Origin of the sequence: Micromonospora sp. NPDC047074, from assembly GCF_040643815.1 — a bacterium.
GTDB lineage: Bacteria > Actinomycetota > Actinomycetes > Mycobacteriales > Micromonosporaceae > Micromonospora.
This window is the reverse complement of the sequence record NZ_JBEYVB010000002.1, coordinates 624,647-650,797: the sequence shown is the minus strand read 5'-3', so window position 1 is coordinate 650,797 and position 26,151 is coordinate 624,647. Positions and strand designations below refer to the sequence as shown.

General features: G+C 66.1%; 16 protein-coding genes and 1 pseudogene. 11 read left to right on the top strand and 6 right to left on the bottom strand.

Annotated features, from left to right (window positions below; all coding sequences use genetic code 11):
• The first annotated feature begins 58 nt into the window (after positions 1–58).
• The 3 genes from ABZ809_RS06670 to ABZ809_RS06660 all read left to right on the top strand — a co-directional run bounded on the left by ABZ809_RS06670 (position 59) and on the right by ABZ809_RS06660 (position 4,866).
• The gene (locus ABZ809_RS06670; RefSeq protein ID WP_357561392.1) at positions 59–1,000 is read left to right on the top strand and encodes a glycosyltransferase; all 942 of its coding nucleotides are present in this window, start codon (positions 59–61) and stop codon (positions 998–1,000) included.
• Between the two features lie 256 nt (positions 1,001–1,256).
• Positions 1,257–3,089, top strand: a complete 1,833-nt coding sequence (locus tag ABZ809_RS06665; RefSeq protein ID WP_357561391.1) for an ABC transporter ATP-binding protein — start codon at positions 1,257–1,259, stop codon at positions 3,087–3,089.
• A 1-nt stretch (position 3,090) separates the two neighbouring features.
• Positions 3,091–4,866 carry an ABC transporter ATP-binding protein gene (locus ABZ809_RS06660; RefSeq protein ID WP_357561471.1) on the top strand — a complete coding sequence of 592 codons (1,776 nt, stop codon included), beginning with the start codon at positions 3,091–3,093 and terminating at the stop codon, positions 4,864–4,866.
• A 357-nt stretch (positions 4,867–5,223) separates the two neighbouring features.
• On the opposite strand, the gene ABZ809_RS06655 is transcribed toward ABZ809_RS06660, so the two are convergent.
• Entirely contained in the window at positions 5,224–6,882 is a 1,659-nt protein-coding gene (locus ABZ809_RS06655) for a DUF6119 family protein (RefSeq protein ID WP_357561390.1), read from the bottom strand.
• Between the two features lie 282 nt (positions 6,883–7,164).
• On the opposite strand from ABZ809_RS06655, the gene ABZ809_RS06650 reads away from it, so the two are divergent.
• From ABZ809_RS06650 to ABZ809_RS06630, 5 genes are read left to right on the top strand one after another with little or no spacing between them, the layout of a single operon-like run.
• On the top strand, positions 7,165–8,832 hold the full coding sequence (locus ABZ809_RS06650; protein ID WP_357561389.1) for an N-6 DNA methylase: 1,668 nt from the start codon (positions 7,165–7,167) through the stop codon (positions 8,830–8,832).
• A complete protein-coding gene (locus ABZ809_RS06645; protein ID WP_357561388.1) occupies positions 8,829–10,895 on the top strand; it encodes a class I SAM-dependent DNA methyltransferase in 2,067 nt (688 codons plus the stop codon). Before ABZ809_RS06650 ends, ABZ809_RS06645 begins: the two co-directional genes overlap by 4 nt.
• Entirely contained in the window at positions 10,892–12,214 is a 1,323-nt protein-coding gene (locus ABZ809_RS06640; protein WP_357561387.1) for a restriction endonuclease subunit S, read from the top strand. Before ABZ809_RS06645 ends, ABZ809_RS06640 begins: the two co-directional genes overlap by 4 nt.
• A gap of 36 nt (positions 12,215–12,250) precedes the next feature.
• Positions 12,251–15,472 (top strand): type I restriction endonuclease, encoded by a 3,222-nt coding sequence (locus ABZ809_RS06635; RefSeq protein WP_357561386.1) that lies wholly within the window; start codon positions 12,251–12,253, stop codon positions 15,470–15,472.
• A gap of 45 nt (positions 15,473–15,517) precedes the next feature.
• On the top strand, positions 15,518–17,137 hold the full coding sequence (locus tag ABZ809_RS06630; protein WP_357561384.1) for a serine/threonine-protein kinase: 1,620 nt from the start codon (positions 15,518–15,520) through the stop codon (positions 17,135–17,137).
• A 45-nt stretch (positions 17,138–17,182) separates the two neighbouring features.
• Here the strand turns inward: ABZ809_RS06630 and ABZ809_RS06625 are convergent.
• The 4 genes and pseudogenes from ABZ809_RS06625 to ABZ809_RS06610 all read right to left on the bottom strand — a co-directional run bounded on the left by ABZ809_RS06625 (position 17,183) and on the right by ABZ809_RS06610 (position 21,224).
• Positions 17,183–18,656: pseudogene (locus ABZ809_RS06625) on the bottom strand (tyrosine-type recombinase/integrase).
• Positions 18,653–19,060 carry a hypothetical protein gene (locus ABZ809_RS06620; RefSeq protein WP_357561383.1) on the bottom strand — a complete coding sequence of 136 codons (408 nt, stop codon included), beginning with the start codon at positions 19,058–19,060 and terminating at the stop codon, positions 18,653–18,655. Before ABZ809_RS06620 ends, ABZ809_RS06625 begins: the two are co-directional and overlap by 4 nt.
• On the bottom strand, positions 19,035–19,955 hold the full coding sequence (locus ABZ809_RS06615) for a DUF2637 domain-containing protein (protein ID WP_357561382.1): 921 nt from the start codon (positions 19,953–19,955) through the stop codon (positions 19,035–19,037). Before ABZ809_RS06615 ends, ABZ809_RS06620 begins: the two co-directional genes overlap by 26 nt.
• Before the next feature lie 381 nt (positions 19,956–20,336).
• A complete protein-coding gene (locus ABZ809_RS06610) occupies positions 20,337–21,224 on the bottom strand; it encodes a replication-relaxation family protein (RefSeq protein ID WP_357561380.1) in 888 nt (295 codons plus the stop codon).
• Between the two features lie 1,361 nt (positions 21,225–22,585).
• On the opposite strand from ABZ809_RS06610, the gene ABZ809_RS06605 reads away from it, so the two are divergent.
• The gene (locus tag ABZ809_RS06605; protein ID WP_357561379.1) at positions 22,586–23,242 is read left to right on the top strand and encodes an HAD family hydrolase; all 657 of its coding nucleotides are present in this window, start codon (positions 22,586–22,588) and stop codon (positions 23,240–23,242) included.
• Here the strand turns inward: ABZ809_RS06605 and ABZ809_RS06600 are convergent.
• Positions 23,239–24,570: an XRE family transcriptional regulator gene (locus ABZ809_RS06600; protein WP_357561378.1), complete on the bottom strand. Its 1,332-nt coding sequence runs from the start codon at positions 24,568–24,570 to the stop codon at positions 23,239–23,241. The two genes, ABZ809_RS06605 and ABZ809_RS06600, sit on opposite strands and share 4 nt — an antisense overlap.
• A 442-nt stretch (positions 24,571–25,012) precedes the next feature.
• Between ABZ809_RS06600 and amcA the strand changes: the two genes are divergently transcribed.
• Complete coding sequence (amcA, locus tag ABZ809_RS06595; protein WP_357561377.1) at positions 25,013–25,183, top strand: multiple cyclophane-containing RiPP AmcA; 171 nt, start codon at positions 25,013–25,015, stop codon at positions 25,181–25,183.
• Positions 25,180–26,151: an NAD-dependent epimerase/dehydratase family protein gene (locus ABZ809_RS06590; RefSeq protein WP_357561376.1), complete on the top strand. Its 972-nt coding sequence runs from the start codon at positions 25,180–25,182 to the stop codon at positions 26,149–26,151. The genes amcA and ABZ809_RS06590 overlap by 4 nt, the downstream gene beginning before the upstream one ends.

The window sequence follows — 26,151 nt, the reverse complement described above, 5'->3', positions numbered from 1 at the left end:
TTGATGCTCGGCTTCCACGTTGGGAATTCCGGCTTTTGATCTGGAATGGAGACCGTCGATGAAGGCATCCGTCGTTGTGCCGACATTCAACTCGTCCGCGTTGCTGGACAGATGCCTTCGCACGCTCCGCGCACAGAAGCTGGCTGTCTCCGATTCCCTCGAAGTGCTCATCGTCGATGACGGATCGACCGACCCGACAGCAGAGACGGTGCAGTATCACATGACAGCCGACTCCCGGTTCCGCTACCTGCATCTGCCTCGTTCCGCGACGTCGTCGAGAAGTGCCGCGAGAAATCGCGGTGCGGAAGAGGCGACGGGCGACATCCTGATTTTTGTCGATGGCGATCAACTGGTTCCGCCCACATTTGCCGATCGGCATCTCCGCCACTACCGGGTCATGCCCGAGAAAAAGGCTGTCATCGGCTTCAGAAAATACCTGCGGGCTCCGGAAGCGTTCGACGATCGCTTCATGGAAGACGGCGCCGAGGAATTCCTAGGCGGGTTGATCAAGGGCGACATCAGACTGGACCTGCTGGGTCGCCTGAGCGATCTCGGTGGTGATCTGAAGACATCGTGGCACCTGTTCTTCACCTGCAACGTCTCTGTTCCGAGCGTCGACTACAAGCGCGTCGGCGGGTTCAACGAGGAATTTCGGGGATGGGGCCTGGAGGATTCCGAGTTGGGGTACAGGCTGGGGCGCTCCGGCACGCAGATCGTCTTCGACGAAGAAAGCTTCGCCTACCATCAAGGGCCGCCTCTGAGCCCCAACAAGCCTGTCTACGAGGGCTGGCTAAAGAACTTGAGCCTGTTCATCGCGCTGCACAAGGAAGCTCCCGAGGTGATCCTGCAGGCCATGCTTGCGCCGATCTTCAACCCTGCGGTCGGCGCCAACTGGACCGATACCTACGAGCAGTTCGAGATGTGCGCAAGGTCGACCCCCGCAGCCTTTACTGGGTCACGTGTTCAGGTTGAGGACGATTTCCCTGCTCCTGTCGCGTAGGCAGAGCTGGGGACGGTTCCGACACGCTTCGCTGAACGTCTATGCCTAAACCTCCCTACGTCACGAAATTGATGAAGTCGCATGCGCTAACCGAAGTCGTCGATGTTGCCGGCCTCGGTCGGCACGACACGTGCAGGGCTTTGCCATGCGCCGATAGGGTTCACAGCCGCACGGAAGGCGCCTGGTGGTGACGATGCACGAGAGAACTGTGTGGGCGGAACTTGTTCAAGGCCACAGGTCGCGCCTTGACGGGCGAATGAGAATCCTGCACCTGGTGCCCAATGCCGGCTGGCCGCTGGTTTCGTCCGCCGTGATGATCCAGATCGCCGCGGGGATCCTGCCGGTCGCGTTCATCCTCGCCACTTCAGCCGTGGTCGCCCGAGTGCCCGACGCGGTATCCGGCGGGCTCGGGTCGGTGGCCTGGAGCGATCTTCGAACCAACTTGATCATCGCGGCGGCCGCGTTCTTCGGAGTGCAGCTGCTGCTGCCGGTACAGGAACTGCTCGGCAACCTGATCCGCCGTCGCCTCGACGACCTCGTCCGTGACCGGCTGATGGCGGCCTCCCAAGCAAGCGGCGGCGTGGCCGTCATGGAGAATCCAGAGCTGCTCGATCACGTCGCCGACGCGAAGGACCGGCTGCGGACCGAAATGTGGTCGCCGGGTGCCGCGGGCGCCGGTCAGATCGCGCTGATCTCGCGGTACCTACAGACCGTGCTCGCCGCTGGGATCACGTCGGTCGCCTTCGTGTGGTGGGCCGGGCCAGCTCTGCTCGTCGCGGCCCTGACGATCCGCTTCGGCTACCGGCTCGGCCTGTCGGTGTTCACGGAGGTCTTTCGGAGCACCGCCCGGCTGCGGCGCCGCAGCGAATATCTCCGCACCATGCTGCTCCAGCCCGCGGCGGCGAAGGAGTTGCGGGTCTTCGGCCTTCTACCTTGGTTGCAGCAGGAGTACACGTCGGCCGCCATGGACGCCGTGCTCCCGGTCTGGCGGGCCCGGCGTCGGCTGTTCCACGGCCCGTACATTCTCTATGTTCTTGTCGCTTTCGTGCTGCTGGGCGCGCTGCTGACGGGAGCGGCCCAAGCAACGGCAGCCGGACTGCTCGGCTTGGGCGGGTTGATACTCGTATTCCAGGCGTCCCTGGCCGCCATGAGGATCGGCGGGTTCATCGCCGAGTCCGATGTGGCGACCGAGCAGGGCCTCAATGCCTACCGGTCGGTGGAGCGGATCGAGAGGATGAGCGAAGCCGACGCCCGCGCCACCGAGAGCGGCAGGGGCGATCCGGCTGGGCTGCCCAGGACGGTGCTGAGATTCGACAAGGTGTCCTTCGCCTACCCGGGCGGGCCACCGGTGCTGAACGACCTTGACCTCACCATCGAGGCGGGCCGGTCGCTGGCGATCGTCGGCCTCAACGGCGCAGGCAAGACCACCCTCGTGAAACTGTTGGCCCGGCTCTACGAACCGACGGCCGGGGCGATCACCGCTGACGGCGTCGACATCCGGACTTTCCCGGCCACGGCGTGGCAGCGCCGGGTTGCGGCGATCTTCCAGGACTTCACCCACTTCGAGCTGCCAGTACGCGACAACGTCGCCTTCGGCGCGATCGAGATGCTCACGGAGCCGGAGCGTGCCGACAAGGTGGTCCGGGCTGCCCTGGAGAAGGCCGGCGCGGCGGAATTCGTCAATCATCTTCCCCGCGGCCTGGAGACTCCACTGTCGCGGCGGTACGCCGGCGGCGCCGAGCTGTCCGGCGGGCAGTGGCAGCGCATCGCGATCGCCCGCGCTCTCGTCGCCGTCGAGGGTGGCGCCAGCATTCTCGTCCTCGACGAGCCGACCGCCAACCTGGACGTGCGGTCGGAGGTGGCGTTCTTCGAGCGGTTTCTCGACCTGACACGGGGAGTCACCAGCGTGGTCATCTCGCACCGGTTCTCCACGGTGCGCCGTGCCGACCGGATCGTCGTGCTGGAACACGGTCGCGTCGTCGAGGAAGGCACCCACGAAGAGCTGCTCGCCCTCGACGGTCGCTACGCGGAGCTGTTTCGGCTTCAGGCTGCGCGGTTCACCGAGGAAGAGGGAGAAGGCAGTGAATAGAATGCTGCGCAGTGTCGGCGCGACGCTGGCCTCGGCGTGGCGGCTCAGCCCGGGAAGGCTGATCACCGCCGCCCTGTTGATGATGCTCGGCGCCGTGAGTGGCCCCCTGTTGGCGCTCTTTCTGGGGGTGGCAGTCGACGCGGCCCTCGACCGGCGGACCGATGTCGCGGTCTGGACAGCGGCCGCCGCCGCCGTGAGTGTCCTGCTCAGCTTGACGATGGAGCACTTCGCCCACATCTTCTTCTTCGAGCTCGGTGATCTGCACAAGCAGGATACCGAACGTCAGCTCGGCGACCTGGCGCACGGGCCGGTCGGGCTGGCGCTGCACGAACGGCGGGACGCCGCAGATCGCTTCGAACTGCTCCGACAACAGTCGTGGACGCTGAGCCAGAGCGTGCAGACCGTCCTGACGATCGGGGTGCTACTCACCCAGATCACCCTGACCGCTGTGCTGCTCGCCCGCATCGAGCCGTGGCTGCTCCTGCTGCCGGTCTTCGGTGTCCCCCCGCTGATCGCCGGGCGGCTGGCCGAGAAGCGGCTGGAACGTGCCGAACTCCTGACCGCCGAGTCCACCCGCATGAGCTGGCACCTGTTCGATCTGGCCCTCAGCTCGATCGCTGCCAAGGAGATTCGGCTCTTCGGGCTCGGCGGAGAGCTCCGCCGCCGCCATGGGGTGGTCCGCCGCGAGGTGGACAGCCGATTGCGCCGGGCTGAATGTGCCGGCGCGGCCCTGCGGTTCACCGGCCAGTTGATCTTTGCGCTCGGGTACATCGGATCCATCGTCCTGGTCGTCCGCGCCGCTATCAGCGGCGAGCGCACCGTCGGCGACGTTGTCCTCGCCATCACGCTGGCCGTGCAAACCAACGCGCAAGCCGCCGGCGCCGTCGCGCTCGCCCAGGCGCTGCAACGCAACGCCCGCGCCTTCGGCTGGCTGAGCTGGATCCGTGATGCCACGCCGCCGGAACCCGGCCCGCCGGCTGTCCAGACACCGCCCGCCGTACTCACCGACGGCATCGAGCTGCGTGACGTCACGTTCCGCTACCCCGGCACCGATACCGACGTGCTGCAAGGCCTCAGCCTGCGCATCCCTTCCGGCACGATCGTGGCCATCGTCGGCGACAACGGTGCCGGCAAGTCCACCCTGGTCAAGCTGCTCTGCCAGTTCTACCGGCCGACCGCGGGCGAGATCACCATAGATGGCGCCGACCTGCGGCGGCTCGACCCGCTGGGATGGCGCCAACGGATCTCCGCCAGCTTCCAGGACTACATCCGGCTGGAGCTGCGGGCCAGAAGCAGCGTCGGCCTCGGTGACCTGCCTCGACTCGACGAACCAGGCGTGGTGGAGCGGGCGGTCCGGCGAGCAGACGCGCAGGAGGTGATCGACCGGCTGCCGAACGGCCTGGAGACCTACCTGGGCAAGGCCTACGACAACGGCGCTGAACTGTCGGGCGGGCAGTGGCAGCGCATCGCGTTGAGCCGGTCCATGATGCGCGACGATCCGCTGCTGCTGTTGCTCGACGAGCCCGCCGCCGCCTTGGACCCGCTGACCGAGCATGCCCTGTTCGATCGGTACTCCGACGCGGCGCGTGACGTGGGGATCCGTACCGGAGGCGTCACGGTCTTCGTGTCACACCGGTTCTCGACCGTCCGGATGGCTGACTTGATCCTGGTCGTGTCGGACGGGCGGATCGCAGAGTCCGGCAGCCACGACGAGCTTCTGGCGCTGAACGGGATGTACGCCGAGTTCTTCAGCCTGCAGGCGGCCGCATATCGCTGATCATCAAGGCTCCGCAGTTGTCGCCGCGCGCGGGGAGGAGGAGGGGGCGGAGGCTCCCGAGCATCCGACGAGCACCCAGCCATCGCCGTAGACACGAAAAAGGCTCCGGCCGGGTGGAAACCACCAGGCCAGAGCCTTTATTGCTGGTGCGCCGCCAGGGACTCGAACCCCGAACCCGCGGATTAAGAGCCGGCGTTGCTCCATGCTTCGCAGTCCCTGGGCGTCCCATCGGTCCACGCACCGGCAGGTTTCGGCTGGTCCTACCGGCCGGACGTACCGCACGATCCATCCGACGCAGACCCTGTCCACGGCGACCGAGCACCCACGGAGCACCCGTATGTGATTCCGATATTGGGGTTAGCGTCTGATCGCGACGACTTCGACCGTGGCACCCATGCCCTGGAGCGCGGTAGCCGCCTGGAGGAGCGAGACCTGGGCGAAAGCGAAGAGGGAGTCGACGGTGATGGGCTTCCCGCCCTTGAGGAGGATCGCGAAGACAACGGTAGGTGCCCTGAGCGCATCCATGATCGAGCCTTGCGACCTAGTCTCGGCGAGACGGGCGAGGAACTTTTCGCGTACCTGCGCGTCGTACCGGAGCGCCTCGACGGAGACTCGGCCCTGAGCGAAGAGGTGGTTGAGGTCGGCGGTGCTCGTGTCAGCCTTCTTGACGTGGATGAGCTGGCCCTCGGGGCCGACGAGATCACAGATCTCCAACCCGCCACCCCTGAACTTCTTGGTCCGAACGGTCTTCTTGTCGAGCAGCGCATATCCGGGCTGCTTCGCAGCCTGCTCGTTGTACCAGCCCTCATTCTCGCCCTTGGGCCACGGCGGCAGGATGATCCCGGTGGGGCGGTCGAGGAGTTCCTGGATGCCGTCCTCCAAGGCGTTGAGGTATTCCTCTCCCACCTCGTACCAGACACCTTGCCAGTAGAAGTAGTGGGCAGGAGCTTCCACGACTTCCGCCGTCAGCCAGCGGTGCGCCGCGACCTTGCGGCTGATCGTCTCCTCGGCGGCCTGGTCACTGAACATCTGCACACGCATGTCCTTGAGCGTCTGCAGGCGGCTTCCGGCAGGCAGGTCGCGCACGAAGGCCAGGAGGTGGTCCAGTTCGAGCTCTTCGACGGCTTCCGTGGTCGCTCCCTTGGAGATGGTGAAGGCGTCGGCGAAACCGAAGCGGTCGAGGCATTCGCTCGGCGCGCTCAGGGCCATGCGTGGCGTGTCCGAGTTGGCCAACATCTCGTCGAGCTTGAGATCGAGGCGTCGCACGAGTTCGGTCTTGCCTCTGCCCTTGAGAGAACGGACGCGGGCCACGAGGTCGAATCCGGGGAGCGGCTCGGGCTGGTCACAGACGTTCTCGATGGCGTAGAGGTCGCTCATGAGCTCCGCAGGGGTGCGGGCGAGAGGAAGCTTGATGGAGTTGTCACTTCCGGTGATTCGAGCAGAACGGCTGCCGTCCTGGGCATAGGTGAGGGGGATGTCGGAGACAGTCCCGGTGATCTTGCTGACGATGTCACCGAACCGTTCGATGCCGAAGCCACGGATGTGCTCGCCGCGCGTCGCAATGTTCTCGTCGGTGCGACCGCGGGCATCCATGAGGTGGTGACGGACCAGAGTGATGCTGTTCTCGTCAAGGCAGCGGATGGCGAACTCCAGGCCGAAGCCGGAGTCCAACCGGGCCGATTCGATCATGAGATGGCCCATGCCGTACGTAAGGGCGTAGACGAATCGCCGAGTGCGGACCAGCAACAGTCCAGCAGCCGTGCGATTCTCCTCGTGAACGGCGAGGCCTGTGAGTGACTCGGCGACCTCGCACCAGTTGGTTCGGCCACGGGCGATGGTGCCCGTGACCAGGAGGCCCTGGAGACCGTCGTGGTCGAAAGGGGCGGCCTTGAATCCGTCGCGGGTCAGGTAGTGCTCGGCAACGATGGTGCGCAGATCAAGGTCATGACCCTCCGGGGTCCTGATGCGGTATAGGGATGCCTTGTGGGTGGTGGGGGGCTTCTTGCTGCGGGCCACGGCTGTCACCTTTCGCCGAAGCATCGGCATCTTCGATGGGGTGGAGCGGCTCATGCAGGGGGAGCAAAGTCAGGTTGCGGCCCGCTAGGTGCCGCCGATGGGGGCCGCGGTCACACGGGCGACTTGCGGCAGGAAACGGCATACGGGATACAACCAATGGCGCAGCGGTCATCACGTGGAGCGAGCACTCGCCGCGACGACTAAAGAGTGACATCAGAGCGTTAGCACTGTCAACAGGTTCACAGCTTTACGTAACGATTGCGGCCGTGTACTCTCGCTCCCATGTCTGACGGGGACACCGCTTCAGCGCCCCTGGTCACGGCCGCGCAGATCGCACGACTCGCGGGTGTAACCAGGGCTGCCGTCGCAAACTGGCGACGGCGCCACGATGATTTCCCCACGCCCCAGGGCGGAACGGCGGCAGGCCCGCTGTTCTCGCTTTCGGAGGTGGAGAAGTGGCTCACGGGCCAGCGCAAAGGGCGCGGTGCCTCACCCGAAGTCGCCCTCTGGCAGTCCCTGCGCTCCGCTCACGGCGACGACATGACCGCGGCGCTCGCCCGCATCGGCTCCAAGCTGAACGAAGGCGAGCCCGAGTCCGGGGTGCTGCCGGAGGAGCTGTCCAACGTTGTCGACCGGCTCGTGGATGAGCGAACCGCGCCACAGCTCTTCGAGGACCTGATCAGTCGGTACATCGCATCCGTGGGCCGAAGCGGCGCTCAGGCCGTCTCCTCGGCCCGACTCGTCCGTGCTTTCTCCCACTTCGCGGGCACGGCAAACGGCCAGGCGTACGACCCCGCCTGCGGTATTGGCTCCCTCCTGCTTGCAGTGGCGGGCCCGCGTACGACCCTGCTCGCCGGCCAAGACACCCAACCCGCTCTACTCCGCCTAGCCCGGCTGCGCACCGGCTTCGCCGACGGGCCCCCAGCCCGATTGGAGGCCGGGGACTCACTCCGCGACGACCGCGTCTCAGACCTGAAGGCCGAACTGGTCGTCTGTGACCCACCATTAGGCCAACCCGACTGGGGACGCGAGGATCTGTTGCTCGACCCGCGCTGGGAACTTGGCGTCCCATCGCGCGCAGAGAGCGACCTCGCTTGGCTCCAGCACTGCTACTTCCACACCGCGGCCGGAGGCCGCACGCTTATCGCGCTGCCATCATCCGCCGCCTACCGCAAGAGCGGTCGCCGGATCCGCACCGAACTCGTACGCCGAGGCCTCCTCGTCTCGGTTACCGCTCTCCCCGCTGGCCTCGCGACCAGCCACAACCTGCCGCTACTGCTGTGGGAACTCCGCCGCCCTGCCATGTCAGGCGACGAAGTTTGCTTCGTACGCATGGTTGACCTCACGGCCAATGACCCCGATGGCCCCCTTGACCCGGCTCCGGATCAAGTCGCCGACGTTCCCCTGATCCACCTGCTCCGCGATGACGTCGACCTCAGCCCCACCGCGTACGTCACCGCCGATCATCCCGACTACCCCGCCGAGTACGCAGACTTGCGCCGGACACTCGAACAGCAGTTGCGCGAACTTGCCGCTCTGCTCCCGGCCCTGCCCCCCGGCCCCGGCGTGGGGACGATGGACGAGCTGAGCGTCGTCGAGGTCAGTGACCTCGTCCAGGCAGGGCTGGTAGGCATGGAGGACGGCGAGGCTATCTCCACCAGCGACCAGCTCGACACGTACTATCTGCGCGGATTCCTCCGTAGCGCCAGCAACACTCGCCGCAACACCTCTGGTACTGGCACGCACCGAGCTGACCTGCGTGGCGGTCAACTGCCGCAGATGGATATCGAACAGCAGCGCCTGTACGGAAGGGTCTTCCGCGAGCTGGGCGAGCTCGAGCGAAGGATCAAAGAAGTTGCCGAGATGGTCGACCGGGCTGCCCGGCTGGCCTACGACGGACTGACCAACGGCGCTCTCGCGCCTGATGTGACACAAGAAGGTGGCAAGTGAGCGACACCAACCAGGAACTGGCCGACTTCATCTGGTCGGTGGCCGACCTATTGCGTGGGGACTACAAGCGATCCGAGTACGCCAAGGTCATCCTGCCGCTCACAGTGCTACGCCGGCTCGACTGCGTGCTGGAGGAGAGGGGAACTCGCCAAGCGGTCCGCGACCGCGCCGAGTCGTACACGGGGGAGCGCCCGCACGCACTGCTCCGGGCCACGGCCGGCCTGCCCTTTTACAACGTCTCGAAACAGGACTTCAAGTCCATCGGCAGCGATGACAAGAACGTCTATACCAACCTCAAGGACTACATCCGGGGCTTCTCCCCGGAGGCTACCGAGATCATCGACCGCTACGACTTCCACATCCAGATCGACCGCCTGAACGACGCCGGTCTGCTGTACCAGGTGGTGCAGAAGTTCTCAGAAATCGACCTCAGCCCGAAACGTGTCAAAAACCCGGACATGGGCTACGTCTTCGAGGAGCTTATTCGCAAATTCGCGGACGCCTCGAACGAAACCGCCGGCGAGCACTTCACCCCGCGCGAGGTCGTCAAGCTCATGGTCGAACTTCTACTGGGGCCCGACGATGAGGTATTCGTTCGCCCCGGTCAGGTCATCGACATCCTCGATCCGGCCTGTGGCACGGGCGGCATGCTCGCTACGGCTGAGGAACACATCAAAGACCTGAACTCGGACACGAGGGTCAACCTTTACGGGCAGGAGGTCAACGCAGAGTCGTACGCCATCTGCCGCTCGGACATGCTCCTTAAGGGACACGCGGCCGACAATATCCGCTTCGGCAACTCCTTCACCCGCGACTGGTTCGAAGACAGGCAGTTCACCTACATGCTGGCCAACCCACCCTTCGGAGTCGAGTGGAAGAAGTCCGAGAAGGCGGTGCGGGACGAGCACGAAGAGAAGGGCTACGCCGGCCGGTTCGGGGCCGGACTGCCCCGCATCAATGACGGATCATTCCTCTTCCTCCAACACATGCTTCGCAAAATGAAGCCGCTGTCGAGGACCGAGGAGGGCGAGTTGACCGGCGGCTCGCGTATCGCAATCGTTTTTAACGGCTCCCCACTGTTCACCGGTGGCGCGGGCTCCGGAGAGTCCGAAATCAGGCGCTGGATCCTGGAGCAGGACTACCTTGAGGCCATCGTCGGCTTGCCGGACCAACTCTTCTACAACACCGGCATCTCGACGTACTTTTGGATCCTCTCTAACCGCAAGCCCAAGCAGCGTAAGGGCAAGGTCATTCTCCTCGACGCACGGGGCGAGTGGGTCAAGCGCCGGAAATCACTCGGCGAGAAGCGCAAAGAGATCTCCGAGGAGCAAATCCGCCACGTCTGCGCTATGTACCGAGACGCCGAACAGATCGCAGCGGACGAGAACCACCCCGATCACGCCAAAATTAAGATCCTCCGCAACGAGGAGTACGGCTACAAGCGCATTACCGTCGACCGTCCCCTCAAGCTCCGCTTCGAGGTCACCGAGGACACACTGGCTCAGCTGGCCGACTCAGCCGCCCTCGGGAAGGTCCTCGGCGAGAAGACGACCGATCCGACGGAACTGGTTAGGCGACAGCGGGAGTTTGCGGACGCACTCAAACCGCTGCTCGGCCAGGTGTGGCGGACGAAAGCGGAGGCGTGGGACGCCCTGCACAAGGCCGTCAACACCGCCGGCTTGCTCTGGCCCTCCGCGGCTTCCTTCCAGAAGGCGCTGCGAGACGCGGTCGGCGTACGCGACCCCAAGGGCGAGGTGCAGTACGCAAAGGGCAAGCAGCTTGAGCACGACCCTGAACTGCGCGACGCGGAGAACGTCCCGCTGGCGCAGGACATCGACGAATACCTTGAGGCGGAGGTGAAGCCGCACGTCAGTGACGCGTGGATCGCCGAGCTCAAAGACCCTAAGAGCAAGACGACCGAACGCTACAAGGTTGGCTACGAGATTCCTTTCACGCGGCACTTCTATGTGTACGAGCCACCGCGCCCCCTGGCGGAGATCGATGCGGAACTAAAGTCACTTGAGGACGAGATCCAAGCGTTGCTGGGTGGGGTGACGCAGTGAGTTCAGTTCTCGGTGTTTCCCTTCCGAAATCATGGTCGTCCGCTCCCCTTAAACACGTTACTTCACTGCTCAACCGGGGGGCAGCGCCGACGTATGTCGATGACGGTCAGGTGCGTGTTATCGGTCAGGCCGCAAATCAGGCGGCTGGTCTGAACTGGAACCGGACTCGATTCCACGAGTTCGACGGTGACCCGAGGCACCTCAAGGGATATTTGCTCCCCAATGACGTACTCATCAACTCCACAGGCACTGGCACATTGGGCCGCGTCGGCTACTTCATCGGTGCGCCAGACGATTCTCCTTGCGTGGCTGACGGCCACATCACAGTCGCCAGAGCGACGGATAAAAAGCTGCATCCTCGGTTCGCCTTCTATTGGTTGGCTTCAAAAGCATTTAAGGATTATGCCAGTGCGGCGCTCGTTGTTGGCGCAACCAACCAGATCGAGCTCAGCAGAGACCGTTTGGGCAATGCCCCAGTTCCACTACCACCGCTAGAAGAGCAGCGTCGGATCGCCGACTTCCTTGACACCGAGACCACCCGCATCGACAGGATGCGCGAGGCGACGGCTCGCCAGGTCGCACTTATGGCTGAGCGGTTTAAGGAATTGGTGCGCCAAGAGACCACAGTTGGCATCGGCCCTAGCATTCCTACCGGAGTTGTCTGGATGCCGAGAATGAACCATGAGTGGCGCCTAGGCAAGATCAGTCACGAGTTTTGCACTGGAAGTGGAACCACACCTACGTCGAGCAACGAAAATTACTTCAACGGCCCGCACTCATGGGTAAACAGTGCAGATCTTAACGATGGGCTCGTCTCGCACACAGAGAAGAGCGTCACCGAGGAAGCGCTCGCCGATTTCTCCGCACTGAATATTTACCCGACCGGATCACTTATCGTTGCCCTCTACGGGCAAGGCGCCACGAAAGGTCGAGTTGGCATCCTTGGCATTGACGCCTGCCTGAACCAGGCATGCTGTGCACTTATCCCCATCGGAGAAATCTCAGTTGAATTTGCCCACTATTGGTTCCGGGGACATAAAGACGGCATCATCACGCTAGCAGTCGGTGCAGGACAGCCGAATCTCAGCCAGGAACTCATCAGGCAACTCAGGATACCCATTCCGAACGAAGAGCATCAAAGACTCATTGTGGAGAACTTGCATGCAGAGGAGCAACGCTGGCAGAGGCAATCAGCACTGTTGCGGAATCGGGGAGAGCTTCTTGATGAACGCCGCCAGGCGCTCATCACTGCGGCCGTCACCGGACAGGTCGATGTGAGCGCCGCCGTACAACGACCGCCTAACTCCTTAAGTTCGTAGAACTCCTGCCCGCAGCTTCGAAGGAGGCAACCCGCCGTGACCCTGACCCTGCGTCCGCGCCGCGTTGACGACGAGGCGGCCTTTGAGATTGCCGTCGAGGACGGCCTCCTCGCACGTGGCTGGGAGCGAGGGCTGGCCACCACCTATAACCACGAGCTTGGTATCGACACTTCCGAGCTCGCTGTTTTCCTAGGCGCTGCACAGAACGACGCCTGGCTGAGGCTTCAAGCGGAGTACGGTGCTGGCGAGAAGCTCTCGATCCAGCGGTTTGCGAAGCGGATCGCCCAGCAGATCGACTCTCGCGGCGTTCTCGATGTGCTTCGCCACGGCGTCGTCGACCAACGGGTCAAGTTCAAGCTGGCATACTTCCGGCCGGCACACACCCTCGCGGTGGGCGCGCTCGACAACTACAACGCCAACAGGCTCACCGTCGTACGGCAGTTCCACTACTCCGCGAAGACACCGGCCAAGTCCGTCGACCTGGCCTTCTTCCTGAACGGCCTACCGCTAGCATCCGCCGAGCTAAAGAACCACACCACTGCGCACCCGCAGACCGCCGAGGACGCAATCCGCCAGTACCGCACCGACCGCGACCCAAAGGAGCTGTTCTTCGCCAAACGAACCCTGGTGCACTTCGCCATCGACCCGACACTGGCGTTCCTCACCACCAGGCTCACAGGGACGAAGACCCGCTTCCTGCCGTTCAACATGGGTTCCGGCGGGCCTGGCCAGATTGGCGGCGCAGGAAACCCCAGCCGCGCCGGGACCGACGAGACGTACCAGGTGTCGTACCTGTGGGATCAGGTCTGGGCGCGGGACAACTGGCTGGAGTTGCTGGAACGGTTCCTGCATATCGAAGACGCACAGGCGAAGGCCGGAAAGGCTCCGTCGTACCGTCCGGGCAGCGCGCACACCCAGCCGCTGATCTTCCCCCGATTCCATCAGTGGCACGCTGTGCGGCAGCTCACCGCACACGCGGCTCAGCACGGCGCCGGGGAAAACTATCTGGTCCAGCATTCAGCAGGTTCCGGCAAGTCCAACACCATCGCCTGGCTGGCGCACGGACTGTCCTCCCTGCACACTCCCGAGGATCCGGCGCATCTAGGCGAGGTCGCCCGTGCCAAGGGGCTGGCTACCAATGAGCCGGTGTTCGACAAGGTCATCGTCATCACTGACCGTCGCGTCTTGGACAAGCAGCTTCAGGACACCATCTACCAGTTCACCCACACCCCGGGCGTGGTGCAGCGGATCGACGAGGACTCTACTCAGCTCGCCGAGGCGCTCACCGGGTCAACGGCTCGGATCGTGATCACAACACTGCAGAAGTTTCCGTACATCCTGAAGAAGGTCGGCGGGCTCGGTACCCAGCGCTATGCCGTGATCATCGATGAGGCGCACTCCTCGCAGGGCGGGGACGGCTCAGGGGCGCTGAAGAAGGCCCTCGGCGCAAATACTATCGACGAGAACGGCGACCCGCTGACCGCTGAGGCGCTGGCGCGCGGCCAGCAGCCGAACATGTCGTTCTTCGCGTTCACCGCCACACCCAAGCCCAAGACGCTCCAGCTCTTCGGCGTCCCGGTTCCAGACAGCGACGAGTACGGGCCGTTCCATGTGTACTCGATGCGCCAGGCCATCGAGGAGGGCTTTATCCTCGACGTCCTGGGCACGTACGCCACCTACACCACCTACTTCAAGTTGCAGCAGGCGGCAGCCGAGGAGGCCGAACGGCAGGTGGACCCGCGCAAAACCCGTGCCAAGCTGGTGCGCGCCGCCCTGCTATCAGACGCCTCGATGGCCTCGCGAGCGAAGATCATCGTGGACCACTTCCGATCTCACACCGCGGCCAAGCTCGGCGGACGGGCCAAGGCCATGGTGGTCACTCCCAGCCGCGAGCACGCCGTACGTCTCTACCAGGCCATCCGCAGCCACGTCGAGGAGCGAAGTCTGACCGACTGCGGCACTCTCGTGGCCTTCTCAGATGTAGTCAAGGTCGACGGCATCGAGTACACCGAGTCCAAGCTCAATGGCTTCCCGGAGAAAGAGCTGCCGGGCCGCTTCGACTACGTACGCGCAGACGACCCGAACGCCCCGACCGTGCCCAAGCCGGAGTACCGCATCCTGGTCGTGGCCGAAAAGTACCAGACCGGCTTCGACCAGCCGCTACTAACAACAATGTATGTCGATAAGCCCTTGGCCGGCGTTGCCGCCGTACAGACACTGTCCAGGCTGAACCGCACTCATCCCCTCAAGTCCCAGGAGGACCTGTTTGTCCTGGACTTCGCCAACAAGCCTGAAGTGATCCTAGACGCCTTCCAGAAGTACTACGAGGCGTCGCTGACCGAGCTGACCGATCCCAACCTGCTCTTCGACCGGCAGGACGAGGTGATGGCCTACCAGCTGCTCGTCGAGTCCGAGATGGACGCCCTCGTCAAGGCGTACTTCGAGGCTCTCGACGGTGGCCGGGCCAGCGAGGAGCAGGTCAGGAAGGCACACGCCAAGCTGTACCACTACACCGCCCCGGCCGTGGACCGCTTCAATGCGCTGGTTGCCCAGGAGCCGGACAAGGCTGAGGAGTTCCGACGAGCGCTGGAGTCGTATGTCAAGGCATACGGCTGGCTGTCGCATGTCATCGGCTTCGACAGCAAGGAGCTCGAACGGCTCTTCCAGTACGGGCGTTTCCTGCTGAGGCGGCTGCCCCGCCGTATTGGGACAGCCGCTGCCGACATAGGGGAGACTGTGCCCAGCCACATGCGGGTGCAGCAGACGGGCACCCCAGAGCTGAAACTGGAGGCGGTCGGGGCTCAGATTCTGCCTGGACTGGTGCCGGAGGCAGCGGGTGCCCCGCCGGAGGTCGAGGAGCGGCCTCTCATGGAAATCATTGACGAGCTGAATGAGGAGCACGGGTCTGGGCTAACCACCGCGGACCAGATCCTACTCGGCCAGCTCGTCGTGACCATCGCCGAGGACCCGGACATGCAAAAGCTGGCCTTGGCCCAAGACTCGGACACCTACGGCCGCGAGCTCGCCAAGGACATGGACGGCTTCGTCATCAAGCAGGCGCAGTCCAATGACGCCTTGTTGGTCCGCTACTTCGACGACGAAAATGTCAATCGCCTGTTCAGAAAGGTGGCAACGGCTCAGTCATACAACCTCATCCGCCGCCCGGCCCGGCGGGCGGCCGACCAGCGGGCGACCGCCGAGCGCGCTGCCCAACTGAAGAGCGGCGTCCACCGGCCTATAGACCCGGCGATGCCGTAGGCCTCACAATCGATCAGTGCATCGCTCGCCGCGAGAGGAAAACCGATGGGGGTCGTAACGTCGGTACAGGACGGCGCGGGGCCGGTGAGGGTGCTTGCCAGCCGCTACCGATTCAGGGAACCGATCGGCTCCGGCGGCATGAGCGATGTTTGGCAGGCCTACGATGAGCGGCTGAACCGGCGCGTCGCGGTCAAGTTGATGCGCGGCGAGCGGTCGTCCTTCCAGTACCCGGCTGGGCGGGTGGGACTGGAAGAGGCGCTGGAAACGAGGCGCCAGCGCTTCCTGCGTGAGGTCCGTACCACCGCCGATCTCCACGACCACCCTGGGATCCCAGCCGTCTACGACACGGGCGTCGATGACCTGACTGGTCAGCTGTACATCGTCATGCAACTCCTGAAAGGGCGTGAAATCTCAACCCTGATCTCGGACACAGATTACGACTATGATCCGCTACCACTCGTGTGGGTGGCAGCCATCGGCGCGCAGATCGCCTCTGTGCTGGACGAGGTCCATCGCCGGGACATCGTGCACCGCGACATCAAGCCGGCGAACCTGATGCTCACCCCTGGAGGGGTAGTCAAGGTCCTCGACTTCGGTGTAGCCGCCCTCCTCGGCGCGGGGACGAACCCTCACCTCACGCAGGAGGGCATGACGGTCGGCACCCCCGCATACATCTCACCGGAGCAGAGCCTCGCCAACACGGTTGGCCCGGCTGCAGACATCTACGCCCTCGCATGCGTGCTTTACGAGCTGTTCACTGGACGCACGCCCTTCACCGCTTCGGACGACCGCTCCTATCTCTGGCATCATGTGCACAGTGAGCCGCCGCCTGTCAGGGCGCTGCGCCCCGAGGTGCCCAAAGAGATCGAGCGAATGCTGCTTAGCATGTTGGCGAAGGAGTCCGAGCAGCGGCTCGCAGCGGCGGCCGTCTATGAGACGCTGCTCCCGTACGCGCTCAAGGGCACCCCGGCGGGCACTCTGCCGCTCCTGGCCTCAGATGGCCGAGACCTGGATCCCTGCCGGCCGTTCACCCGACCCTTCGGCGGGTGGGCACACCACGCCGCAGGAGACACCGTCGCCCCTGCTCAGCCTCATGCCGAGAGCAGTTCGTTGACCGATGATCAATGCGATGAAGCAGTTGACCGCGCCGCGAATCTCACAGAGGCGGGTCAGTTCGCGCAGGCGGCAGACCTGCTCAGGGATGCCTTAGCGCGGGCGGCGGACGATACCGCAGCCCAGGACTTGAGCCTCTCGCTTGCCCACGTGTACTACCTGGGCGGGTCGTTCCGTAGCGCCGCTACCCTCTTCGAGCGGGTTGGCGCGGCTCTGGGCGATCGGAACGGCGCGGACGACACGTTGATCCAGGAATGCCGGTACTACGCCGCGCAGTGCCGCATGGAACTCGGCGAGTCCACGGCGGCCCTTGCGGCTTTCGGCGCGTATGTACGGCACGAGCCAGAAGCGCATGACCAGGAAGCTATCGATCGGCATCTCGACGCGCTCGCCCGGATCATGCGCTTGGAGGCCGGGGCCGAACGGTTCCCTCAGGCGTACGCCGCCGCGATCGTTCTCCGTGACGCGGTGCGGCAATACCGAGGCCACCAAGCTCAGGAGCTCACCGAGATCGACGGCTTCATTGCGAGACTCCGCCGCCTCAGCGACTGACTAGCTGCGGTCAGCGCAGCCAATAACGGCCAGACAGCCTGCGGATTACGTCGCCTTTGTCGCGGCACGGCGTCGTGGGACGACCGATGCGGTTGCTTCGGCGGCGGCGTGGGAGAGCTCGGGTAGAACGTCGCCATAGAACTTGGCGGTGAAGTGTGGGCTGGAGTGGCGGAGCCGGTTGGAGATGACTTTCATCTGGACTCCGGCGGCGAGGCCCATGGTTGCGGCGCCGTGCCGGAGGTCGTGGAGTCGGATGGGTGGCAGTCCGGCTTGAGCGGCGAGGTGGTGGAAGTGATCGGTGACGTCGGCGGGGTGTAGCCGCCCGCCGGCCGGGGTGGTGAAGACCAGTCCGGTCCTCGTCCAGGCGGCACCGGCGGCGAGACGTTCGCGGTTTTGCCGAGTGCGGTGGGCGCGCAGTACCGCGACGGTCTCGGTGTCGAGAGCGACCGCGGCCTCGCTGTCGGTGGTTTTGGGGGTGTCGATGGCGGTGGCCCAGCCGTATTGGACGAGTTGCCAGCGGACGGTGAGGGTGTGGGCGTCGAGGTCGAGGTCGTCCCAGTGCAGGCCACAGGCTTCGCCTCGGCGCAGTCCGGTGAAGGTGATGAGGTGGTAGAGGGCGTAGAGCCGGTCGCCGGCGTCGTGGGTGTGGTCGAGGAATCTGCCGGTGTGTTCGGGGGTCCAGATCATGACGGGGCTGGGGGTCTTGCCGGTGTCGCGCCAGGTTTTGACGCGTTGGTCGGTCCAGACGGTGGGCTTGGGTGGTCGGGCTGTGGGTAGTTCGACCATGAGGGCGGGGTTGGTGTCGATGTAGCGGTGGCGGCGCATCGCGTCGTTGAGGGCCTTGCGCAGGGTGGCGTGGATGACGTGCAAGGTCCTCGGCCCGACGATCCGCTGATTCTTCACCTGGTCGCGTTTGGCGGGGTCGCGGCTGGCGCGCAGGGCGGCGATGGTGGTGTTGCGGTCGGCGATGGCGTCGTACATGGCGTCGATGTGGCTGGGGCGGAGCCGGTCGATGCGCAGGTGGCCGAGGTGCGGGATCAGGTACAGCCGGATGTGCCCTTCGTAGGAGCGCAAAGTGCCTGCCTTGATGTTTTTGCGCCCGGCGAGCCAGTCGGTCAGGTACGCCTCCATCGTGGGCAACTCGGTCGGGGTGATGTCCAGGTGCAGCGCCCGCCGGACCTGGTCCGGAGTGGGAACGGGCGCGCCGGTCTTGACGGCGGTTTCGATCAGGTCGCCGGTCTTTGACGGTGGTGTGCGGGTCGGTGGGATCGGGGACGGCGAGCGCAGCCCGGATGCGGTCCAGGACGGCGTCCGCATCGGCCTGGGTGGCGTAGGGGCCATGGCGCAGTGGGCGGCGGGTGCCGTCGGCGCGGGCGGGGATTTCGATCTGCCAGTGCCAGTGGCCGTGAGTGCGGGACCAGCCGCCGCCGGGCCGGCGTAGCTGGGGACAGGAGCGTCCCAGTCGCCGGCCCGTGACGCTGTCGCGGCAGCCGCAGCGTTTGAAGGTGGATCCCTTCACTCATCGTCTCCTGGATGCTTCGTATGGTGCCGCCGGCGGTGTCGGGTGGAATCCGCTGGTGGCGGGGTCATCACATCCACGCTCACCTTCGCGTCGGCTTCAAGTCGTTGCTGGTCGTCGGTCGAAGCGGGGTCCTCGACCAGCAGGAGCTGAAGGAGGCCGGCGACCGGGACGATGATGCGGCTGCCGGCCCGGATCAGCGGTATGGGGAACTGGTTGGCGGCGGCGAGCCGGTACGCCTGGGACCGGCTGATCCCGAGCACCGAGGCGGTGGTGGCGAGGGTGGTGGTCACGCCGAGCGCACGGATGCGCTCGATCGTCCACACCTCCCCGATGCCGGGCGCGGTGGTGTTGTCGGTCGTGGTGCGGGTTGTCTGGTCAGCGTGATTCGTGGGGCTGTTCATGATCAGGGTTCTCCTGGTTATGAGATGGATGGCTGTGCGGTAGGAGGGGGGTGCTCCCGTCGGGGTCGACCGGCGTAGGGGTGGCTGCTCCGCCACCGTTGCGCCGCTCCGGTGACAGAGGCGGTGGCGTCGGGTTGGTCGGCACGGCCGGGCTCGCGATCAGCTCAGGTGGTGCCGACGACTCGACCTTGAGGGTTTTGAGGAGTTCGGATACTCGGGTGTTGGACACGGTGTGACCGGCTGCGCGGAGGGCTTCGGCGAGTGCCGCCCGGGTCAGTGCCTGCCCGTCCGCGGAGAGCCGGTCCCGGACCTTGCGCGCTGCGGGCAGCAGCTCGGCCACGTCGCCGGACGGCTGCGCGGACCGTCCCCGGTCCGCTCGCTGCCGGTTCCGTCCGCCGTGTCGGCGACGAGCATCCGGTATGCGGACGGTCCGGGTCCGGGACCGCCGCTCCCCCGCCGTGACAGCGGACTGGGTCGCCTCGTCCAGTCCGCTGTCCGGAACGGTCCGCCCGGCCTCATCCCGTCGGCCGTCCCCAACCGTCCAGGCGGTGTTGGCGGGCGTGGCGGTGCTGGTCCGTCCGAGGGCGATCTTGACCATGACGAGGAATCCGAGCGCGGGTACGGCGGCGGCGACCCAGCCGATGATCGAGGGTTCGGCCTCGACGACCTGCGCCGCGAGGGACAGGGTGACGGCGCAGGCCAGCACGGTGGCGGGGAAGACGGTGGGGGTGTGGGCGCGTTTGCGTCGTCGGAGTTCCAGGCCGGAGGCGATGGACATCAGTTCCAGGACGATCGCGTCGGCCCAGGCCAGCCAGCCGGGTTGGCCGTGCGCGGCGGCTACGTTGTGGACGTGGGTGAAGCTGGCCGCTCCGGCTGCGCCGCCGATGGCCAGCATGATGACGACCTGGACGGCGCCCTCGACGCGACTGCCGCGCGGACTGGTGTCCGCGTCAGGGATCGGTGCTGTCGTGGCCCATCACCTCCCCGACCCCGGACAGGGGTTCCGGTTCGTCCGTCAGTCGCAGGAGGCGGGACCGGATGGCGGACCGACCCGGCTTCGGACAACAGTCGAGACGGGTGCCGGACACCGGTCGCGGACCGCCCGACGCGGACGCCGGAGCGAGAAGTGGTCCGCCGCTGCGGGAGCAAACGACTGGTGCTCCCAGGAATCTGTCAGCGCCGACCGCGCTGCTCACGACAGATCCGTGGCAGACGCCGGCCGTTGCTGTCCGATCCGCCGCGGAGGTACTGTCCCCCGCTGTCGTGCCGTCGCCGGTCACGCGGCCTCACCCGCCCGGCTGGAGACGTCAACGGCGTACCTGGCCAGGTCGGCCAGCCGCAGCCGCTGCCCTTCCCGGCCGGCCATGGCCCACACCGCCTCTGCCGGGCCGAGGCCCGTCGTCGCGGCGTGGTCGCGGGCCCCGGTGGCGACCGGCACCGCCAGCGGCACGTCGGCCAGCACGCGGCGTAGGTTGCGCTCGCGGGCGGCCGAGTGCAGCCAGAACAGCACCGGCCACGCCCGCTCGATCGTGCCGAACAGCTCCTGATAGCCGTCCACCTTGCCGGCCAGGATCGACAACTGCTCGGCGCCGGTGTCGTACTCGATGAAGAACGGCACCTCGACACCGTTCTCGACCCACCGGCCGTAGCCGTCCGGGCGGACCCGCGGCTGATACGCCCGCACCAGCCCCGGATCCTGCCGGCTGGTGAACGTCCCGGCGCGCTGGCACACCGCCTCCGGCAACCACTCCACCAAGCCGGTACCCGGATGAGTACGGGCGTGCCCGGCCAGGTCAGTGAAGAACCCGTTCACCCCAAGGCGGTGGGCGAGGCTGCGGGTCGAGGTCCAGCGCCGCCGCTCCACCCGGGCGTGGTCCCGCCGCGGTGGACGCTCGTCCCGACTCGCGGCGACTACCTCGGCGCCGAGCTGGTCGATGACGTAGTGGTACGGATACGAGCCGCCATCGGCCCGCTGCGGCCGGAACCGGGCCACCAACCGCAACCGGTACAGGGTCCGCAGCCGCCGCTGGCAGAAGTCCAACGACGGGAACAAGGCGGTCGCGAGCTGGAACGACGTCAACACGCCGTGGTCGTACAACCAGCCCAGCAGCACACGGTCACGACCGGTCAACTGGGACTGCACCCGAAGGACCGGATCATCCACCGGCTACCACCTCCTTCCCGCGTAGGTAATGCCAGCCCCGGGGGGAGAGACCCGAGACCAGGCAGGGTCTGTCGCAGGACAAGCCAACGGCGCTGACAGCCGGGCTGACCTGCGGTGTGAGAGGAAACAGGGGGTCGGTTCGGGGGTCCGGCTGAAGACTGACGTCAACGCTGACGCCAAGCCCGACCCTCGAACGGGGGCCAAGCCGGAAACTGTCACCGCCGCCGGGCCGAATCCCGAGGCGATGCGGAAGTCGTGGAACAACACGTCGGGTACTCCTTGGCAAAGATCTGAACGGCGCCGTGGACCACGGCGCTCGTGGCAAAACGCGGACGCCATGTGCATCGCGTTCGCACCGGAGCGAAGTCGGCCGGCGATGGTCGCCTGCCGGGTCGCGGGTTCGTCCGGCAGGGTGGACCGCGCGAGGGAAGTCGCGCTGTTAATCGCTGTTGAGGTGTCAACGAACATTCCGTGCAGCGCATGGAAGGGGCCCAAGACGGGTCAGAGCAGCAGTCATCGCCACGACCGTGACAGGCACGATCGTGGACACGAAGATGAACAGCGACGGGGACGCGAACCGGCGGGCTCACATCCGCTTCCGGCAACCGCCCGAGCACCGTTTCGGACAGGGACACTCCCTCCGGTCACGCAGCACACCGTGCTGCGGCCGGACCGGCGTCGGCTCAACCCGCCGGGAGAAGATCCTTCATGGCGGTCCTCCTGTCACTCGGTCGGCACCCCAACGACCGGACCGGCGCACCAGGCCACAACGACGAGGAAGGGCCCTAACGGGCGCCCATTCATCGACCAGTCGGCCCGGCGAACAAGCTCGCCGCAAGGGGAACGTTTCTCCAGTACCTCTCGACCAGACCGACGCTGTCAAGCAAGTCAACCCCGACGATCGACCGCCTCGGCACGCCCTCGAGAAGGCACCGTGCCGGACCGTCCTCGCCGGCCCGCTACCTGCCATAACGGTTCCCAGCGTCCCCACGACCCGACCGTCCCGGTCGAACACACCTACCGGAGAGCCGGCCGATATGGACGCCCTCGACCGAAAGCAGACCATTCTCCGTAGCGCCTTGTGATGACGGACACAAGCCCTCATGCTCGCCGACGCCGTCAGCCTCAGCCAGCTGAGGTTCTGACAGATCAGAGATCGTCCGATCAGTGCCAGGGCGATCCTGCGACGCCAGTGGTTGGGAGGTCTGTCATCACGTCCTACAGATGGATCTCGGCCGGATCATCCTGGCTCCGCGATGCGACGAGGCGGCCGACGACCTCGCGTCGGATGGCAATCGCACGCCCGTGCCGCACCGCGGCACGACGTTGATCCGCCTGAGCCCGAGAGGCACAATCCCAGGATGATCTCGAGCGTGTTCTTCGACGTAGGTGAGACGATCGTCGACGAGTCCCGGGAGTACGGCACCTGGGCCGACTGGCTCGGCGTCCCACGGCACACCTTTTCGGCCGTCTTCGGCGCCGTCATCGGCCGCGGCCTGGACTACCGCGAGACGTTTCAGGTGTTCCAGCCCGGCTTCGACCTGGCCAAGGAGCGGCAACGCCGGACCGACGCCGGACAGCCGGAACACTTCTCCGAGGAGAACCTCTACCCGGACGCCCGGCCCTGCCTGGCGGCCCTACGGGATTTGGGCATGCAGGTCGGCCTGGCCGGCAACCAGACCGCCCGAGCCGAGACCATCCTTCGCGCCCTGGACCTGCCGGTCGACGTGATCGGCACCTCGGACGGCTGGAACGTCGAGAAACCTTCGGCCGCGTTCTTCGACCGCGTCGTCGCCGAAGCCGGCTGCCCCGCCGACCAGGTCCTCTACGTCGGGGACCGGCTGGACAACGACATCCGACCGGCACAGGCCGCCGGGCTCGCGACGGCCCTGGTGAGGCGCGGCCCATGGGGGCACATCCTCGACGACAAGACCGTCAGCGACCGCTGCCTCTTCCAGCTCGACTCGCTGGCGGAGCTGCCCGAGCTGGTACGCAGGCACAATGCGTCGGCAGCTTAACTCCCCGGAAGAGCCGCCCGGCTGGTCGCCAGGGCGGCGATACGTTCGTCGAGTTGGCCGCCTGCCCGGCTGTCGCCGAGTACCTGACGGACCGCTCTGACCCGCTCCAGTCCGGTGCCGTACCAGTCGGTGTGCAAAGCGTCCAGGGCCTGGTTGAGGTAGTCGGCGGCGTGGTCGCCGTCGCTGCCGTGCGCCAAGGCAAGGTCGGCGAGAACGACGCTGCGCTGCTTGGCGCCTGTCGCGGTCAAGCCAGCGAGGGATTCGGTCAGGTGGCGCGCGGCCTCGGCATGGTCGCCAGCGGCGAGGACCGCGTAGCCGGCAAAGCAGTGCAGCCGGCCCGTGTCGTAGTAGTCGAACCATGCGGGCGCTTCGGGACGCGCTTCGAGCGCGGTGGCAGCGAGATCGATCTGGTGGCGGCTCGCCGCTCCCGCACCCGCGCGGGCTTCCACTTCCGAGGCCACGCAGTGCAGCCAGGAGCGGACGGCGGGGCTGACGCCGTGCCAGGTGTGCTGGAGCGCCGCGTCGATCAGTGACCGGGCTGCGGCCGGATCGCGTCCGAAGGCGGGGATGAAGGCCATGTGGCCGAGGACGGCGGCGGCCAGGGCGTGGTCTCCGGCCTCACGGGTGGCGGCGAGGGCGACGTCATAGCAGCGCTGCGCGACGGCGGGCTGGTTGAGATCGAAGAACGCCAGTCGTGCGGTGAGCACCGCCGATTCGGCGAGAGCGCTGGCGAGGGTCGCCCGGCTGGTGCCGGTGGCCGCACGGACGAGTCCGCTACCGAGCTGGGTGTGGGCGTACGCGGCCTCGTAGAGCGGCCGGGCGGGGCTGGTCCAGTACAGCGTGCGCTGGCACCGCACGATCTCGGCGTACGCGTCTGGATCTATGGCCTTGGCTTGGGCGTACGCGGCCTGCGGATCGAGTGACAGCAGGGGTGCCACCAGGGGAAGCATGCTGGCGCCGAACAACGCGCGCAGAACAGTTGCCCGGTCCCAGCCAATGTCGTCGCCTCCGGTGATCATTTCCCACAACCTCCTGAACTCGTGCAGTGTCTCCGCCTGCGGGCGCATCGCCAGCTCGTCGGGGGTGAGAAGACCGAGCTGGCTGGCCGGCTTGTCGAAGATGGCTACGAGGTGCTTGCGGTAGCGCGGGTCAGGCCACCGCTCACCGGTCTCCCACCGCCGCACAGTGTTGGCGTTGAGCCCGGTATCGGTCTCCCCGGCATGGCTCATCTCCGTGCGGATGCGCTCGGCGACCTCCTCGTAGGACCAGCCCCGCTGGAGCCTCTCCCACGCTAGCCGCCGATTGGCGGGGTAGCGCCGTCCGGCCATGCCAGCACCTCCGTACGTCCTCTGTTGACGACGGTCACGTTAGCCATCTCCGCTACGGGCCGTCACTACCTGGTTGCGAGCGGACGGGTCGTGGACGGTACCCATCGGTCTCGCTGGACGGTTCGCTGTTGACGAGCATCGACGGACGCTGCTGGGCGGCTCCAGCTCACCAACCCAATGTCATCGACACCAGGGGATTCACGGTGAAGAAGTCGGACAAGACGATCAACAAGCAGGCGCCGCTTGTTCTAGCGGCGGCCGGAGGTGCAGTCGTGAGGGTGATTCCCCGCCCGCGTGCTGCCATCGGGGCTGCGCGGACGGGTGACCGGCGGGGTGCTCCTAGCCGCCGCCTCACCACGGTGGGCCCGTCGGCGCTTCGGCGGGCCCGCCACGACTGGACCGACCAGCGGGAATCAACCGCAACTCGTCGGACGGTGAAGCCATGACCGTGTACGTCTCGCGGCACGCCTCCATGGACGGGCCCGGTCCGACGGTGCAGCCCCGGATACCGGCGACCGGCCGGGCCAAGGTCTCCCAGACCGAGCCCCTCCTGCTCACCTTCGTGTGGCAGCGCATGCTGTCGCAACCAGCTGTTACCGGTGGCCGCCGGTGACGGCGCGGGTGGTGGTGACCGGCGCGGCCGGCTTCATCGGCTCGCACGTCGTCGACGCACTTCTGGCCCGAGGCATACAGGTGGTCGGCCTGGACCGCCGCCGCCTCGGCCAGGACGCCCTCGCGGACGAAAACCTATCGGCCGCAGCCGGCAATCCGCTGTTCACACCGCTCTGCCGTGATCTCGCCACCGACCGGCTTGATGACACTCTCGAAGGCTGCGACATCGTGTTTCACCTGGCCGCCCGGCCAGGGGTCCGGCCCTCCTGGGGCACAGAGTTCCACGACTACGCCCAGTCCAACGTGCTCGGTACCCACCGGCTGCTCGACGCCTGCGCCCGCTCCGGCGTACGGCGGTTGGTCTACGCCTCGTCGTCCAGCGTCTACGGCCCGGCGGAGCGACCCAGCCGCGAGACCGACCCGACCAGCCCGGTCTCGCCGTACGGAGTGAGCAAGCTCGCCGCCGAGCAACTGTGCTTGGCCTACGCCCGTCGCCCCGACAGCCGACTCAGCGTCGTGGCGCTGCGCTACTACACCGTGTACGGCCCACGGCAGCGACCCGACATGGCCATCGGCCGGCTGCTGTTCGCGGCCTATACCGGCCTGCCGGTCACGCTGTTCGGCGACGGCAGCCAACGGCGGGAGTTCACCTACATCACCGACGTGGTCTCCGCGACGATCGCCGCCGCTCACATCGATACACGCTCCGCTGTTGTGAATGTCGGCGGTGGCGCGAGCGTGTCCATGCGCGGCGCCATCCAGGAGGCGTCCACGGTTACCGGACGCCACATTCCGGTTCAGGTGGCCGACGCACAGCCCGGTGACGTTCCCGCCACGTCCGCGGACCTGACCCTTGCCGGCCGACTGCTCGGCTACTGGCCCACCGTCGGCCTGCATGAGGGCATGGCCCGGCAGTCCTCCTGGCTGGTCAATCTCTCCCGTGACCGGCTCGCGGCCTTCACCTCCTGA